The organism is Gordonia alkaliphila, assembly GCF_023017165.1.
GTDB classification, from domain to species: domain Bacteria; phylum Actinomycetota; class Actinomycetes; order Mycobacteriales; family Mycobacteriaceae; genus Gordonia; species Gordonia alkaliphila.
Window position 1 is genome coordinate 1 of the sequence record NZ_JALKBW010000001.1, and the last position, 15,590, is coordinate 15,590.

Sequence of the window (15,590 nt, forward strand, 5' to 3'; positions counted from 1 at the left end):
GCTCGACGGCCAGCGGACGTTGACCTGCGCGTGGACCTGGCCGACTACGCCCGTCTCATCGGCGGCGGTCGCACCACCGCCGATGCGACCGCCGTGCAGATCGAGGGCGACACGGCGCTCGGTGAGCGGATCGTCGCTCAGTCTCCACGCACATGATCTGACCGAGGTGCGGCCCGGCAGGACAAGGGCCGGACGGGAACCCGCTGCCGGTTTCGTGATCGATCCGGTACCTGCTCCCGGTTGCCAGGCGTGTTACCAGTGGGGTGCAATAGTACCACTGTGACTATTGATCTGAAACGACGACTCGCTCGCCGTGCTGCCCTCGCCGTGGCCGGCACCGCCGTCGCCGCCACCGCGCTGACCTGTGCCCCCGCCCCGGCCGAGGCCGACCCGATGAGCGAGCTGATGGGCGTCGCCGGCCAGATCCTGCAGGAGCTGCCGGGCACGCCGAACCTGTCGGCCGACCTGCCGTCGCTGTTCACCCTGCTGCTCCCCGACGCCGCCCCGCAGCTCCCGCCGAGCGGGGACCGTCGCACCTCCTGCCGCCAGGTGATCCACATCGGCGACTCCACGTCCGTCGGCATCGACGACCCCGCGAAGTTCCCCGACGCCGCCGACCGTCTGAGCGCCCAGTACGAGCGCGTCGGCGCCGCGCGCACCGTCCTGAACGCCACCGGCGGGCGGTCCATCGTCGAACGCGTCAACGGCGAGCCCAACGCGCTCGACGCCGTCACCACCGAGCGCACCCGCAACCCGCAGGGCTGCTGGGTGATCGCCATGGGCGTGAACGACGCCGCGAACGTGGGGGTCGGCAGCACGGTCTCCGCCGACGAGCGGATCGACGCGATCATGGCGGCGGTCGACGGCCAGTCGGTCCTCTGGCCCACCGTCGCGACCCGCAACCCGTCGGTGCGCGGCTACGACGCGGCGAACATGGACCGTTTCAACGCCGCGTTGGCCCGCGCCGCGACCCGCCATCGGAACCTCCGCGTCTACGACTTCGCCGCCGACGCGCAGCCGAGCTGGTTCACCGACGACGGCATCCACTTCAACCAGTCCGGGACCACGCAACGGAACCGACTGTTCGCGACGGCGCTCGCCACCGCGTTCCCCGCCGCCGCCGGCACGCCGCGCGGCGTCGCCCGCTGAAGGGAGAACCGACCGGGGACAAGACCGAACCGGGACAAGCCGGTTCGCGATGTGAGCACACTCACTGTCGACACGCCGAACAATCGTGGTGATTAGTCCGATCCGGGGACACGCGGTGCGCGGTCGCCGCGATATCGTGGTGCGTTGCGGCATGAGTCTTCGCCCGTGAATCGTTCGTCGAGGGGCCGCACGGTACCTGTCGGCAACCATCGAGGAATGCGCGCTCTCCCCCATGCCCCGCCCCACACACAACTCTGCGTCCTACCTGCCGGCCCTCGACGGCCTCCGCGCGCTCGCGGTGGTCTTCGTGGTGCTCTATCACCTCGACGTTCCGGGGTTCGGCGGCGGGCTGCTCGGGGTCGGCATGTTCTTCACCCTCTCGGGCTTCCTGATCACCTCGCTGTTGATCTCCAGCCATGAGAAGACCGGCGGGCTGGGGCTGCGCACCTTCTGGATCCGGCGGTTCCGGCGCCTGGTCCCCGCCGTGGTCCTGGTTCTCGCCGCCACCCTGGTCACCGCCGCCGTCATGGTGCCCGACCAGCTCACCGGATACCTCTGGGAGTCCTTGGCGGCACTGTTCTACGTGAACAACTGGTACACGATCGCCTCCAGCACCTCGTACTTCGACCGCTTCGGCGGCCCCAGCCCGCTCAGCCACCTGTGGTCGCTGTCGATCGAAGAACAGTTCTACGTGGTGTGGCCGCTGGTGCTGGCGCTGCTGTACTTGATCGTCACACGACGCATCGGCATCACACTGGTGACCGTCGGCCTGGCACTGGGTTCGTTCTATCTGCTCTACGACCTGGCCTCCCCCGTCCTGGACAACACCCGCGCCTACGAGGGCACCGACACCCGTGCCGGCGGCCTGCTCCTCGGTGCCGCGATGGCCTTCTGGTGGCCGGCCCGCAAGCACCGCGTCACCCACACCCAACGCTGCTGGCTCGACGTCGCGGCGCTGGCCGGTCTCGCCGCGGTGATCTACCTCGTGGTCGCCACCAACGACACCTCGATGAGCCTCTACTCCTGGGGGCTGCTGGTGCTGACGCTGGCGACGATGGCCGTCCTCGCCGCCGCCGTGGCCCCGCAGACGCTGGTGGCCACCCTCCTCGCCCTGCCGCCGCTGCGCTGGATCGGCGAGCGTTCCTACGGTCTGTACCTGTGGCACATGCCGGTGGTCGCGTTCGTCCCGCTCGCCGTCCGCACCGATGCGCCGTGGTTCAGCGCCCTGCTCGTCATCGGCATCACCGTGGTGCTGGCGACCCTGTCGTGGCGCTACGTCGAGGATCCGATCCGGCGCTACGGCTTCGTCGGCGCGCTCACCGGCAAGCACCACGACCCCGACGCCCCCGCGACGCCGCCGGCCGCCGATCCCGCTCCCCGCGCGATCGTCGACGAGACGCCCGACCCCGACCCCGACGATCAGACCGCGACCCGGCCCGAATCGACCGCTCGCACCATCGTCGAGGAACCCGTCGACCTGACCGCGATCCTGAGCGGCCCGTCCGTACTCGCGGACGACGACGCCGAGGACCCCGACACCGAGAGCACCGACGACGAGGGCACCGACGACGAACGCGCCGTCCGCGAGCCCTCGCTCGCGATGGTCGTGATGGACCACACCGACGACGCGGCCGGCACTCCCGCGGCGCTGCTCGACGCGGACGAGGCGGCGGAGGACTCCGCGGACGAGTCTGATGACGACACCAACGAAGGCCCCGCCGACGAAGCACCCGCCGAGGAACCCGCAGACGAGGAACCCACAGACGAGGAACCCACCGCCGAGGAACCCCTCGTCGTCGTGATCCCCGATCCGCACCGGCGCACCCGCACGCGTCGCGGCGCCTGGCGATCGGTGGGTGCGGTGACCGGCATCCTCTCGCTCGCCGCCGTGCTGATGATCGGCGCCAACCTACTGAACCCGGACATGGCGGTGGTGCGCGCCTTCTCCTCGTCCGCCGTCGACACCGACCTGGCGGACGACGAGGGGAAGCCGACCACCGAGCCGATAGGCCCGACCCTGCCCGCGGACCTCCGGCGCACCAGCTGCACCGAGGTGATCCACGTCGGCGATTCGACGTCGATCGGCATGGAGGACGTCGGTCTGCAGCCGGATCCCACGAAACGGCTTGCGGCACAGTACAAGCGGGTCGGTGCGAAGGAGTACCACTCGGACGTCGCGGGCGGACGCGCGAGCATCGAGCGCCTCAACGGCGAGCCCAATGCCCTCGAAGCCATCCAGACCGATCTCCAGCGCGGCTGGCAGGGCTGCTGGGTGATGGCCAAGGGCATCAACGACACCGCGAACGTGGAGGTCGGCGGTCCCGGACCGCTCGACATGCGCATCGATCTTCTGATGGAGCCCCTGAAGGGTCAGCCGGTGCTGTGGCCGACCATCTCCACCAACCGCCTCAATGAGAACCCGGCCTACAACAACCGGGCCATGGCGCGGTTCAACAAGGCGCTGATCCGCGCGTGCAAGCGCTACCCCAACCTGCGGGTCTACGACCTGGCCGGGGAAGTGAACGACAGCTGGTTCGAGGACGGCGTGCACTTCACGCCGGAGGGCAACGCCGCCCGCGCCACCATGCTCGCGACCGCGCTGGCCACCGTGTACCCGGCGGACGATCTCGCCCCGTCCGGCTGCCTGCTGCGCTCGGTCGACGCCGTCCAGCCGCCGGCCGACCAGCAGAAGTAGTCGCTACTGCTCGAGGACGGCCAGGGCCGCGGCCCAGGTCTCCTCGGTGCGCGCTTCCCCGGGTCCGACCATCGCCGAGAAGGCGACGGTGCCGTCGACGTCCACCACGAACGTCCCCCGGTTGGGGATGCCGCGCGTGTCGTCGAATACGCCGTACTCGGCGGCGACGGCGCCGTGCGGCCAGAAGTCGGCCAGGATCGGGAACAGGAAGCCCTGCGCCGACGACCACACCTTGTGGGTGGGCGGCGGGCCCACCGAGAGGCCGACGACGCTCAGTCCGCGCTTCTCGAACTCCGGCAGGTGATCGCGGAGGTAACCGAGTTCGCCTTCGCAGGTTCCGGTGAAGGCGAGCGGGAAGAAGACCAGGAGCACCGGCCCCTTCGCGCGCAGCGCGGCCAGGCCCACTTCCTGATTGTTCTGGTCCCGGAGCAGAAAGTCGGGCGCGACGGCGCCGACCGGAATCGGGACGGCCATCAGCGCTTGCCGCGTGCGCGCGATTCCAGGCGCGAACCGGACCATTCGCCGAGGTTGATCACCTTGGTCTGGCTGAGGCCCGCGGTGGGCGCCGCCTCGGCGATCTCGGTCGGATCGACGTAGCCGTCCTGACCGGTCTTGGGCGAGACCACCCAGATGAAGCCGCCTTCGGCCAGCGGGCCGATCGCGTCAACCAGTGCGTCGACGAGGTCGCCGTCGCCGTCACGCCACCAGAGCAGGACCGCGTCCATCACGTCGACCGCGTCTTCGTCGAGCATCTCGTCGTCGATCAGATCCTCGATCGCGATCCGCAGATCGTCGTCGGTGTCCTCATCCCAGCCGAGCTCTTGAATCACCATTCCCTTGACGAATCCGAGCTTGCTGGCGTTGCCGCCCTCTGTGGTGGCTACCACCGGTTGTGACCTCCTCTTTCCAGTTCGACGGGCCCGCCTGCGCGAGCACCCCCCGAAGTCGATGGTTCGACTGTCGACGCTAAGCCTAGAGGGTTGATCCCCACGGCGAACAGGCCTTACCCGCAATCGCGTGCTTCGACGACGATTCAGTTGGTGCCGGTGGGCAGGAATTCACCGCACGCATCGATGAGTTCGGTGCGTCGCGAGCCCCAATCGTCCATCGCCTTGTTCAGCGCCAGCTTGCGCCGTTGGCCGATCTGCTCGGACAGTTGCTCGGTCGCGGTCAGGAAGTCGTGCACCTTCGCGGCGAGGTCGTCGGGGACCGCCGGGGTCAATGCGGTGCGGATCAGATCGGCACCGGTGTCGAGCGTGTCGCGCGCATACCGGTCCTCGGTGTCGATCCGCCCGTAGTCGTGCGTCTGATTCAACCGGGCGACGAAGGCGTTGTAATCGCGGACCATCACCGCCGCCGACGTGATGGTCTGGCGGCAGACGCCGATGGCCGCGTCGATGCTCTGGCGGGATTCGGTGGTGACGGTGGTGACGCTGACCGACGGCGCGCCCGGCGCCGCCTTCTCCGCGCTGCATCCGGCCAGGACCACCGAGGCGAGCACAGCCACGAAGACACCGGTGTGCACCGCACCACGCATGTCCCGCTCCTCCCCACGACCGACGAGCCGACTGCTCCCCGCGTCGACCGCCTCCCTGCGGCACGCTACTCCGCGCCGGACACCGTGTCCGAACAACGAGCCATGAGTGACTCGACACATCTACTGCCATCGGCTGTGACATGGTGCACGATGGATCGTGCGGACGCTTCGCGACAAAGCGCCGCGCGCGGTCGCACCACCCTTCGCGACCGCGCAACCACCGGTCTCGCCGACCCCCTGCGAGGCCGCGCGCAACGAGACAAGGTGACAACGTGACTGATCAGGCCGACGAGAACGCAGGACCGCCGTCCAGCACCAATCGAGTCAAGGTGATTCGCGACGGTGTCGCGAGCTACCTGGCCGACTCCGATCCGGGCGAGACCGATGAGTGGCTGGAGTCGTTCGACGCCATGCTCGACGCCGCCGGCCCCGAGCGCGCGCGGTACCTGATGCTCCGCATGCTGGAGCGGGCCGACGACAAGCGCGTGCAGCTGCCGTCCCTCACGTCCACCGACTACGTCAACACCATCCCGACCGACCTCGAACCCGAATTCCCCGGCGACGAGGACATGGAACGCCGGTTCCGCTCGTACATCCGCTGGAACGCGGCCATCATGGTGCACCGCGCGCAGCGCCCCGGCATCGGCGTCGGCGGCCACATCTCCACCTACGCGTCGTCGGCCTCGCTCTACGAGGTCGGCTTCAACTACTTCTTCCGTGGTCTGGACCATCCCGGCGGCGGCGACCAGATCTTCATCCAGGGCCACGCCTCCCCCGGCATCTACGCCCGCGCCTTCCTCGAGGGGCGGATCGACGCCGACCGCATGGACGGCTTCCGCCAGGAACACAGCCACGCCGGCCTCGGCGGCGGCCTGCCGTCGTACCCGCATCCCCGCCTGATGCCGGAGTTCTGGCAGTTCCCGACCGTCTCGATGGGGCTGGGGCCGATGAACGCGATCTACCAGGCCCGGTTCAACCGCTACCTGCACGACACCGGTATCAAGGACACCTCCCAGCAGCACGTGTGGGCGTTCCTCGGCGACGGCGAGATGGACGAGCCCGAATCGCGCGGTCTCGCGCAGATCGCGGCCATCAACCACCTCGACAACCTGACGTTCGTGGTGAACTGCAACCTGCAGCGGCTGGACGGCCCGGTGCGCGGCAACGGCAAGATCATCCAGGAACTGGAGTCGTTCTTCCGCGGCGCGGGCTGGAACGTCATCAAGGTGGTGTGGGGCCGCGAGTGGGACGCGCTGCTGCACGCCGACCAGGACGGCGCGCTGGTCAACCTGATGAACAAGACGCCCGACGGCGACTACCAGACCTATCGCGCCAACGACGGCGGCTTCATCCGCGAGCACTTCTTCGGCCGCGATCCGCGCACCAAGGAACTGGTCGCGAACATGACCGACCAGGACATCTGGAACCTCAAGCGCGGCGGCCACGACTACCGCAAGATCTACGCGGCCTACCAGGCGGCGCTGTCGCACAAGGGTCAGCCGACGGTGATCCTCGCGCACACCATCAAGGGCTACACGCTCGGCGAGCACTTCGAGGGCCGCAACGCGACCCACCAGATGAAGAAGATGACGCTCGACGACCTCAAGGTGTTCCGCGACACCACGCACGTGCCGATCACCGACGCCGAACTCGAAGCCGACCCGACGATGCCGCCGTACTATCACCCGGGCATGAACTCCCCCGAGGTCGAGTACATGCTGCGCCGACGCACCGAGCTCGGCGGGTTCCTGCCCAGCCGCGAGTTCACGCCCAAGCCGCTGACCCCGGACACCTCCGCGGCCCTCAAGGCCGTCAGCAACGGCTCCGGCAAGCAGCAGGTCGCCACCACCATGGCGCTGGTGCGCGTGTTCCGAGAGCTGTTGCGCGACAAGGAGATCGGCAAGCGGATCGTGCCGATCATCCCCGACGAGGCCCGCACCTTCGGCATGGACTCCTGGTTCCCGACGCTGAAGATCTACAACCCGTCCGGGCAGCTGTACACGTCGGTCGACGCCGAGCTCATGCTCGCCTACAAGGAGGACTCCGCCGGCCGGATCCTGCACGAGGGCATCAGCGAAGCGGGCTCCACCGCCAGCTTCACGGCGGTGGGCACGTCGTACGCCACCCACGGCGAACCGATGATCCCGCTGTACATCTTCTACTCGATGTTCGGCTTCCAGCGCACCGGCGACAGCTTCTGGGCCGCCGCCGACCAGATGACGCACGGTTTCGTCATCGGCGCCACGGCGGGCCGCACCACCCTCACCGGCGAGGGCCTGCAGCACGCCGACGGCCATTCGCACCTGCTCGCCGCCACCAACCCGGGCGTGGTCTCCTACGATCCGGCGTTCGCCTACGAGCTGGCGCACATCGTCTTCTCCGGCCTGGAGCGGATGTACGGCCCGGATCCGGAGCAGGTGTACTACTACATCACCGTCTACAACGAGCCCATCCACCAGCCGGCCCAGCCGGAGCAGCTCGACGTGGCCTCGCTGGTCCAGGGCGGCTACCTGTACCGCCCGGCACCCGAGCCGAAGCAGCATCGCGCGTCCATCCTGGTCTCCGGCGTCACCATGAGCGACGGGCTGGCGGCGCAGGAGATGCTGGCGCGCGACTGGGACGTGGCCGCCGACGTGTACTCGGTGACCTCGTGGACCGAGATGGCCCGCGACGGCATCGCGTGCGACCGCGAAGAACTGCGCGAGAACATCGTTCGCCAGCCGTTCGTCACCGGACTCCTGGAGCAGAGCTCCGGACCGTTCATCGCCGCGTCGGACTACATGCGGGGCGTGCCGGAGCAGATCCGCGCCTACGTGCCGGGCACCTACCTGACGCTCGGCACCGACGGTTTCGGCTTCTCCGACACCCGCTCGGCGGCCCGTCGGGTCTTCAACGTCGACGCCGCGTCGATCGCGGTGGCCGTGCTGGTCGGACTCGCACGGGACGGCAAGATCGACCGCTCGGTGGCCGCCGACGCCGCAGTCAAGTATCAGATCACCGACGTGAACGCCGCACCCGCGAACACCGCCGATCCGGGAGTCGCCTAGCACCTCGCAGTGAGCCACTAGGCTGAAAGGGTGCCTGCCACCGCTGAACCGGACCGACCGGAGAACCCGGAACATCCGGAACACGACATCGTGAGCGCCCTCGGGAAGCACGTGCCGACCGGGCCGTCCGTGCACGACGCCCTCCCGGACACGCTGCTGCGTCGCGTGAAGCAGTACAGTGGCCGCCTCTCCAACGAGGCGGTCACTGCCATGTCGACCCAGCTGCCGTATTTCGGCGACCTCGAGGCGTCGCAACGGGCCAGCGTGCAGCTGGTGGTGCAGACCGCCGTGGTGAACTTCGTCGACTGGATCCAGGATCCCGAAGGCAACATCAAATTCACCGTGCAGGCCTTCCAGGTGGTGCCGCAGGATCTCGCGCGGCGCATCACCCTGCTCCAGACGGTGGAGATGGTCCGCGTGGCCATGGAGTTCTTCGAGAAGTGGCTGCCCCTGCTGGCGCGCGACGACGCGCAGCTGCGGGCGCTCACCGAAGCCGTGCTGCGCTACGGACGCGAGATCGGCTTCGCCGCAGCGGCCATCTACGCCGCCGCGGCCGAATCCCGCGGTGCCTGGGACTCCCGACTGGAGGCCCTCGTCGTCGACGACGTGATGCGCGGCGACACCGGGCCGCAGCTGATGTCGCGAGCCGCCGCCCTCAACTGGGACTCGGCGGCGCCGGCCACGGTGATCGTCGGCTCCCCGCCCCCGGAGCGGAACGTCTCGGTACCGCTGGCCATCCACAACACTGCCAAGCAGTACGACCGCGCCGCGCTGTCGGTGGTGCAGGGCCGCCGCCTCGTGACCATCATCAGCGGCACTCTCAACCCCACCGACCGATTCCTCACCGATCTGCTCGAGCATTTCGCCGACGCCCCCGTGGTGATCGGACCGACGATGCCCAATCTGGCCGCCTCCCCGGCGAGCGCCACCGAGGCGACGGCGGGCATCGAGGCCATCCGCGGTTGGCCGAGCGCACCGCGCCCCACCTACAGTTCCGATCTGCTGCCCGAACGCGCGCTCAACGGCGACCGCAGCGCGATGCGCACCATGACCGAGACGCTCGTCCTCCCGCTCGCCGATGCCGCAGGCACCTTGTCGACCACTCTGGGCGCCTTTCTGGACGCCGGAGGATCGATCGAAGCCGCGGCCCGCGCCTTGTACGTTCATCCAAATACGATCCGGTATCGCCTCAAAAAGATCGCGGACGCCACCGGTCGTGACCCAAGTCACCCCCGCGACGCCTACGTCCTGCGTGTCGCAGGCACCGTCGGCCGATTGACACATTTCGACGACGAAACGTCATCCCAAACCACTTGAGACCCACCAGCCTCCGCTTGTGGGCCACATCGGCGCTGGCAGAAGCACTCTTGCAACGATTGTGTAACGGATCTCGGAGCGACAACGATGAGGGCAAGCCGCGGGGGTCACGCATCCCCCGTTTGTAGGAACCCTACAAAAACAGGCCCAAAGGTTCGGACTGATCAACCCCGCGCAGCGACCCCGAAACGGTGTTCTCTAGTCACGTGCTCTCGTTGCTTGCGCCCGGACAGGGTTCTCAGACTCCCGGCATGTTCACCGAATGGTTGACCGTGCCCGGCACCACCGACCGCGTCACCGCGTGGTCCGACGCCATCGGCTTGGACCTGGTTCGCCTCGGCACCTCGGCCACCGCCGAGGAGATCACCGACACCGCGGTGACCCAGCCCCTCGTGGTCGCCTCCGCCCTGCTGTCCTACGGACTGCTGCGCGCGAAGTACGGCGACTTGCCCGCGGACACCATCGTGGCCGGCCACTCGGTCGGCGAACTGGCCGCCGCGGCCATGGCCGGCGTCATCACCGACGACGAAGCCGTCCGCCTGGCTGCCGTGCGCGGCGCCGAGATGGCCAAGGCCTGCGCACTGGAGCCCACCACCATGGCCGCCGTGCTCGGCGGCGACGAGGCGCAGGTCCTCGCCAAGCTCCAGCAGTACGACCTGATCCCCGCCAACCGCAACGCGACCGGGCAGATCGTCGCCGCCGGCGCCGTCGAGAACATCGACAAGCTGATCGAGGACGCCCCGGAGAAGGCCCGCATCCGTAAGCTCGCGGTGGCCGGCGCCTTCCACACCGCCTACATGGCCCCCGCGCAGGACGCCGTCGCCGCTGCGGCCGCGACCATCACCCCGCGCGATCCCTCGCTGACCCTGCTGTCGAACGCCGACGGCGCACCGGTCACCTCCGGCGCCGACGCGCTGGCCAAGCTGGTCACCCAGGTCACCAGCCCGGTGCGGTGGGACCTGTGCACCGCCGCCATGCGCGAGGCCGGCACCGACGCCATCGTCGAGCTGCTCCCGGGCGGCACGCTGGTCGGCATCGCCAAGCGCGAACTCAAGGGCGTGCCCTCGCGCGCCGTCAAGGTCCCCGCCGATCTGGAGGACCTCCCAGGACTTGGATAAGCGGTCGGCACCCCCGACCCAACCCGGAGAGCCGCCCCCGCGGCTCGTCCAATGCGGCGCACCGTCGCACTCCGGAACATCGAAATACCCGAAAAGCATTAAAGGAGAACCCCATGGCTGCAACTCAGGAACAACTCGTCGCCGGCATCGCCGAGATCATCGAAGAGGTCACCGGCATCGAGCCGTCCGAAGTGACCATGGAGAAGTCCTTCGTCGACGACCTGGACATCGACTCGCTGTCGATGGTCGAGATCGCCGTGCAGACCGAGGACAAGTACGGCGTGAAGATCCCCGATGAGGATCTCGCCAACCTGCGCACCGTGGGCGACGCCGTGGGCTACATCCAGAAGCTCGAGGCTGAGAACCCCGAGGCCGCCGCCGCGATCGCCGCGCAGATCGAGGCCGACAAGGACAACTGATGACCGAACTGCGTGACTTTTCCACCCGCGGTGGAGAGTTCCCCAGTGTGGTCGTGACCTCGATGGTCGCCACCACCTCGCTCGGCGTCGACCTCGACTCCACTTGGCAGGGACTCTTGGCCGGCCAGTCCGGCATTCGGGAGCTCACCGACGACTTCGTCACCAAGTACGGCGAGCTGCCCTGCCGCATCGGCGGTCGGCTGCTGGAGGACCCCGCCGAAGAGGTGACCCGCGTCGAAGCACGCCGCATGGCGTACGTCGAGCGCATCTCGCACGTCATGAGCAAGCGCCTCTGGGCGCAGGCCGGCACCCCCGAGGTCGATCCCGAACGGCTCGCCGTGGTGATCGGCACCGGCCAGGGCGGCGGCGACGCGATGATCGACGCCGTCAAGGCGATCGAATCGTCGGGCAACTACCGCAAGGTGTCGCCGCTGGCCGTCTCGATGGCCATGCCGAACGGCCCCGCTGCGGTCGCCGGTTTGAACATCGGCGCCCGCGCCGGTGTGATCACCCCGGTCTCGGCGTGTTCGTCCGGTGCCGAAGCCATCGCTCACGCGTGGCGGCACATCGTCATGGGTGACGCCGACATGGTGCTCACCGGTGGCGTCGAAGGACACATCGACGCGGTGCCGATCGCCGCGTTCTCGATGATGCGTGCCATGAGCACCCGCAACGACGATCCGGCCGGCGCCTCGCGTCCGTTCGACTCGTCGCGCGACGGCTTCGTCTTCGGTGAAGCCGCCGCCATGCTGATCATCGAGCGCGAAGATCATGCTCGGGCGCGCGGTGCGCACATTCACGCTCGCGTGATGGGCGCCGGTATCACGTCCGACGGTTTCCACTTGGTCGCCCCCGACCCGAGCGGTCAGGGCAACACGCGAGCGATGGCTCGCGCGATGCAGACCGCCGGCCTGTCCAAGTCGGATATCACCCACGTCAACGCGCACGCGACGTCGACCCCGATCGGCGACACCGCGGAAGCGTTGGGCATTCAGGCGGCCGTGGGCAACCACGCCGCGATCTACGCGCCGAAGTCGGCGCTGGGCCACTCGATCGGCGCCGTCGGCGCCCTGGAAGCGGTCCTGACCATCAAGTCGGTGGAAGAGGGCATCATCCCGCCGACACTGAATCTGGAGAACCTGGATCCCGAGTGCGGCGACATCGACGTCGTGCACGGGGAGGCGCGCAAGGGGCAGATCGACTACGCCCTGAGCAACTCCTTCGGATTCGGCGGTCACAACGTAGCGCTCGCGTTCGGACGCTACTGACCTTCCCGCCCCGCGTCAGGAGAACCCGATGACTGCTCTGGCTCCCACCCCCGGCCATGAGGAAGCGACCGATCCCCGCGATCCGTTGCTGCGTCTGACCCAGTTCTTCGACGAGGGCACCGTCGTGCTCCTGCACCCCCGAGATCGTTCGGGGGTGCAGGCGGCGACCGGTCAGGTCGACGGTGTGACCACCGTGGCCTACTGCACCGACGGCACCGTCATGGGCGGCGCGATGGGCGTGGACGGCTGCGCCAACCTCGTCGCCGCCATCGACACCGCTATCGACCTAGCGGCCCCCGTCGTCGGCATCTGGCATTCCGGCGGCGCCCGATTGGCCGAGGGCGTCGAAGCCCTCCATGCGGTCGGCCTCGTCTTCGAGGCCATGGTCCGCGCGTCCGGCGCGGTCCCCCAGATCTCCGTCGTCGTCGGCTTCGCGGCCGGCGGCGCCGCCTACGGCCCGGCCCTCACCGACGTGGTGATCATGGCGCCCGAGGGCCGCGTCTTCGTCACCGGCCCGGACGTGGTCCGCAGCGTCACCGGCGAGGACGTCGACATGGAGTCGCTCGGCGGCCCCCACACGCACGGCCGCAAGTCCGGCGTCAGCCACATCACCGCCGCCTCCGAGGCCGACGCCTACTGGCGCGCCCGGCGCCTGGTGGCCACCTTCGACCAGCCCGGCCACATCGACCGCGCGCACGCCGAGGCCGGCGACACCGACCTCAAAGCCCTTCTCCCCGAATCGAATCGGCGCGCCTACGACGTGCGCCCGGTGATCGAGGGACTGCTCGACACCCAACTCGACGCCGCGGGCACCACGCGCATCAGCACCTACGAGGAGCTGCAGGCCAAGTGGGCGCCCAACATCTCCGTCGGCTTCGGCCGGCTGGCCGGACGCAGCGTCGGCGTCATCGCGAACAACCCCATCCGGATGGGCGGCTGCCTGAACTCCGAGGCCGCCGAGAAGGCCGCCCGGTTCGTCCGCCTCTGCGACACCTTCGGCGTGCCCCTCATCGTCCTCACCGACGTCCCCGGCTACCTGCCGGGCGTCGACCAGGAGTGGGGCGGAGTGGTGCGACGCGGCGCCAAACTACTGCACGCCTTCGCCGACTGCTCGGTCCCCCGCGTCACTCTGGTGACCCGCAAGATCTACGGCGGCGCGTACATCGCCATGAATGCGCGGGCGCTGGGCGCCACCGCCGTCTTCGCCTGGCCGGGCTCGGAGGTCGCGGTGATGGGCGCCAAGGCCGCCGTCGGCATCCTGCACAAGAAGACCCTCGCCGCCGCGGCCGATCACGAGCGGGAGGCGCTGCACGATCGTCTCGCCGTCGAACACGAGCAGATCGCCGGCGGGGTAGCGCGCGCCCAGGAGATCGGCGTGGTCGACGAGATCATCGATCCGGCCTCCACCCGCAGCCGGGTGGCCGAGGTGATCGCCGCGACGCCCATTCGGCGCGGACGCCACCGGAACATTCCGCTCTGATCGAGCAGTCCGACAGCAAGTCCCACCTGCCACATATGCAACAGCAGCCACTTCGATACCACTGCCGGCGACACTCCCGTCGCACGACACGCCGGTAATCTCGTCCAACCACTGGCGCAACACGTACCACTCAGGGCATAATTCGTATCAACAGTGTGCTATCCGGGCCGACTAGGCGTTGGGGAAGACGTTCCTCGTCGAACCGGAGGTGAAACAACGTGCGCAATCTGAACCAGTTTGCGGATCTGACCAGCGGTGTGGTGTACATCCACGCCGCTCCCGTCGCGCTGTGCCCGCATGTGGAGTGGGCACTGTCGTCGACGCTGAACGCCCGCGCGGACCTCAAGTGGTCCGCCCAGGCCGCCGAGGACGGCCGCATGCGTGCGACCGTCGACTGGGTCGGCCCCGTCGGCACTGGCGCACGCCTGACCAACGCCCTGCGCGAATGGTCCGGGCTGCTCTTCGAGGTCACCGAGAACCCGAGCGAGGGTGTCGACGGCGAGCGCTTCGCCTACGCGCCCGGCCTCGGTCTGTGGCGTGGATCCACCAGCGCCAACGGCGACGTGATCCTCGGCGAGATGCAGCTGCGCGCCATGCTCGACGCACAGCCGGACAGCTTCGGGCTGGCCGGCGAACTCGAGTCGGCCCTGGGCACCGCCTGGGACGAGGCCCTCGAGCCCTACCGCATGGGCGGCGTGGGCGCCGAGGTCACCTGGTTGCGTCAGCGCGTCGGCTGACCCGAGTCCGCCCGTTCCACGCGGACGATGTGCGCGGCCCGGGCGTACACCGACTCGATGGTGAGGACCACCGCGCACCCCACCGCGATACTTCCGGGCACAAAGACCAGCAGGTCGTCGATCTGTTCCCAGGCCTTGGGGCTCCACAGCGCCACCCAGGTGAGGCACAGGGCGATCACCGTGGAGATCTCCCCGAGGAAGTTGATCACCACGAAGGCCACCGCGGCGCGGCGGTGTCGACGCACCGCCTTGCGGGAGAAGTGGAAGTTGGCCGAGAAGGCCAGCAGGAGCACCGCGAACAGCGACAGCAGCAAACCCAGATCGTCTGCGGTCAGATCCCGCATGGCACGTCCCCTTTCGAACCCGACACTCGCCCGAGACGATAACCCACCCGATGAGGAACACCCGCCATGTCGACCTTCCGCCACGCCATCGAAACCCGGGACATGGACGCCGTGGACGCCCTGCTCGCCGAGAACGTCGTCTTCCGCAGCCCCGTGGCCTTCTCCCCCTACCCGGGCAAGGCGATCACCTCGGCGATCCTGCGCGCAGTGTCCGAGGTCTTCGAGGACTTCGTCTACGTCCGCGAGATCGCCGACCCCGAGGGCGGCCACGCCCTGATCTTCGAGGCGAAGGTCGACGGCCTGGCGATCACCGGCTGCGACTTCCTCACCTACGACGACGACGGCAAGATCGTCGACTTCATGGTGATGGTGCGACCGCTGCGCGCCGCCGAAGCCCTCGCCCGCGAGATGGGCGCGCGTTTCGAGGCGATCCAGGCGCAGGCACTGTCGTACCTGGAGCGCCGGCAGCAGTAGCGGGA

14 protein-coding genes are annotated in these 15,590 nt (G+C 68.8%); 10 read left to right on the top strand and 4 right to left on the bottom strand.

Annotated elements, in window-relative coordinates; translation table 11 throughout:
* Positions 1 to 279 precede the first annotated feature (279 nt).
* Together MUG78_RS00005 and MUG78_RS00010 are read left to right on the top strand one after the other, a co-directional pair.
* The gene (locus MUG78_RS00005; protein WP_246990979.1) at positions 280 to 1,149 is read left to right on the top strand and encodes an SGNH/GDSL hydrolase family protein; all 870 of its coding nucleotides are present in this window, start codon (positions 280 to 282) and stop codon (positions 1,147 to 1,149) included.
* A 232-nt stretch (positions 1,150 to 1,381) separates the two neighbouring features.
* Positions 1,382 to 3,844 carry an acyltransferase family protein gene (locus tag MUG78_RS00010; RefSeq protein WP_246990981.1) on the top strand — a complete coding sequence of 821 codons (2,463 nt, stop codon included), beginning with the start codon at positions 1,382 to 1,384 and terminating at the stop codon, positions 3,842 to 3,844.
* A gap of 3 nt (positions 3,845 to 3,847) precedes the next feature.
* On the opposite strand, the gene MUG78_RS00015 is transcribed toward MUG78_RS00010, so the two are convergent.
* The 3 genes from MUG78_RS00015 to MUG78_RS00025 all read right to left on the bottom strand — a co-directional run bounded on the left by MUG78_RS00015 (position 3,848) and on the right by MUG78_RS00025 (position 5,381).
* The gene (locus tag MUG78_RS00015; protein WP_246990984.1) at positions 3,848 to 4,318 is read right to left on the bottom strand and encodes a peroxiredoxin; all 471 of its coding nucleotides are present in this window, start codon (positions 4,316 to 4,318) and stop codon (positions 3,848 to 3,850) included.
* The gene (locus tag MUG78_RS00020) at positions 4,318 to 4,731 is read right to left on the bottom strand and encodes a DUF3052 domain-containing protein (RefSeq protein WP_246990987.1); all 414 of its coding nucleotides are present in this window, start codon (positions 4,729 to 4,731) and stop codon (positions 4,318 to 4,320) included. The genes MUG78_RS00015 and MUG78_RS00020 overlap by 1 nt, the downstream gene beginning before the upstream one ends.
* Positions 4,732 to 4,877: 146 nt before the next feature.
* Positions 4,878 to 5,381, bottom strand: a complete 504-nt coding sequence (locus MUG78_RS00025; protein ID WP_246990988.1) for an Rv2240c family protein — start codon at positions 5,379 to 5,381, stop codon at positions 4,878 to 4,880.
* A 272-nt stretch (positions 5,382 to 5,653) separates the two neighbouring features.
* Here MUG78_RS00025 and aceE point away from each other — a divergent pair, with 272 nt between their 5' ends.
* The 7 genes from aceE to MUG78_RS00060 all read left to right on the top strand — a co-directional run bounded on the left by aceE (position 5,654) and on the right by MUG78_RS00060 (position 14,767).
* The gene (gene aceE, locus MUG78_RS00030; RefSeq protein ID WP_246990990.1) at positions 5,654 to 8,428 is read left to right on the top strand and encodes a pyruvate dehydrogenase (acetyl-transferring), homodimeric type; all 2,775 of its coding nucleotides are present in this window, start codon (positions 5,654 to 5,656) and stop codon (positions 8,426 to 8,428) included.
* An 87-nt stretch (positions 8,429 to 8,515) separates the two neighbouring features.
* The gene (locus MUG78_RS00035) at positions 8,516 to 9,745 is read left to right on the top strand and encodes a PucR family transcriptional regulator (protein WP_246996705.1); all 1,230 of its coding nucleotides are present in this window, start codon (positions 8,516 to 8,518) and stop codon (positions 9,743 to 9,745) included.
* 206 nt (positions 9,746 to 9,951) lie between these two features.
* Positions 9,952 to 10,863, top strand: a complete 912-nt coding sequence (locus MUG78_RS00040) for an ACP S-malonyltransferase (protein WP_246990993.1) — start codon at positions 9,952 to 9,954, stop codon at positions 10,861 to 10,863.
* Positions 10,864 to 10,976: 113 nt separating this feature from the next.
* Positions 10,977 to 11,282 carry a meromycolate extension acyl carrier protein AcpM gene (gene acpM / locus MUG78_RS00045; RefSeq protein ID WP_246990996.1) on the top strand — a complete coding sequence of 102 codons (306 nt, stop codon included), beginning with the start codon at positions 10,977 to 10,979 and terminating at the stop codon, positions 11,280 to 11,282.
* Positions 11,282 to 12,550: a KasA/KasB family beta-ketoacyl-ACP synthase gene (locus MUG78_RS00050; protein ID WP_246990998.1), complete on the top strand. Its 1,269-nt coding sequence runs from the start codon at positions 11,282 to 11,284 to the stop codon at positions 12,548 to 12,550. The genes acpM and MUG78_RS00050 overlap by 1 nt, the downstream gene beginning before the upstream one ends.
* Positions 12,551 to 12,578: 28 nt before the next feature.
* Positions 12,579 to 14,030: an acyl-CoA carboxylase subunit beta gene (locus MUG78_RS00055; protein WP_246991001.1), complete on the top strand. Its 1,452-nt coding sequence runs from the start codon at positions 12,579 to 12,581 to the stop codon at positions 14,028 to 14,030.
* Between the two features lie 218 nt (positions 14,031 to 14,248).
* Positions 14,249 to 14,767, top strand: a complete 519-nt coding sequence (locus tag MUG78_RS00060; protein ID WP_246991003.1) for a DUF3145 domain-containing protein — start codon at positions 14,249 to 14,251, stop codon at positions 14,765 to 14,767.
* On the opposite strand, the gene MUG78_RS00065 is transcribed toward MUG78_RS00060, so the two are convergent.
* Positions 14,752 to 15,111, bottom strand: a complete 360-nt coding sequence (locus MUG78_RS00065) for a hypothetical protein (protein ID WP_246991005.1) — start codon at positions 15,109 to 15,111, stop codon at positions 14,752 to 14,754. The genes MUG78_RS00060 and MUG78_RS00065 overlap by 16 nt on opposite strands.
* A 66-nt stretch (positions 15,112 to 15,177) precedes the next feature.
* Here MUG78_RS00065 and MUG78_RS00070 point away from each other — a divergent pair, with 66 nt between their 5' ends.
* On the top strand, positions 15,178 to 15,585 hold the full coding sequence (locus MUG78_RS00070; RefSeq protein ID WP_246991008.1) for a nuclear transport factor 2 family protein: 408 nt from the start codon (positions 15,178 to 15,180) through the stop codon (positions 15,583 to 15,585).
* Positions 15,586 to 15,590 lie beyond the last annotated feature (5 nt).

What these genes read in the sequence shown, in the direction of transcription:
- MUG78_RS00010 (WP_246990981.1), top strand. Translation starts at nt 1,382, where the DNA reads ATGCCCCGCCCCACACACAACTCTGCGTCCTACCTGCCGGCCCTCGAC.
- MUG78_RS00015 (WP_246990984.1), bottom strand. Translation starts at nt 4,318, where the DNA reads ATGGCCGTCCCGATTCCGGTCGGCGCCGTCGCGCCCGACTTTCTGCTC.
- MUG78_RS00025 (WP_246990988.1), bottom strand. Translation starts at nt 5,381, where the DNA reads ATGCGTGGTGCGGTGCACACCGGTGTCTTCGTGGCTGTGCTCGCCTCG.
- acpM (WP_246990996.1), top strand. Translation starts at nt 10,977, where the DNA reads ATGGCTGCAACTCAGGAACAACTCGTCGCCGGCATCGCCGAGATCATC.
- MUG78_RS00050 (WP_246990998.1), top strand. Translation starts at nt 11,282, where the DNA reads ATGACCGAACTGCGTGACTTTTCCACCCGCGGTGGAGAGTTCCCCAGT.
- MUG78_RS00055 (WP_246991001.1), top strand. Translation starts at nt 12,579, where the DNA reads ATGACTGCTCTGGCTCCCACCCCCGGCCATGAGGAAGCGACCGATCCC.
- MUG78_RS00065 (WP_246991005.1), bottom strand. Translation starts at nt 15,111, where the DNA reads ATGCGGGATCTGACCGCAGACGATCTGGGTTTGCTGCTGTCGCTGTTC.
- MUG78_RS00070 (WP_246991008.1), top strand. Translation starts at nt 15,178, where the DNA reads ATGTCGACCTTCCGCCACGCCATCGAAACCCGGGACATGGACGCCGTG.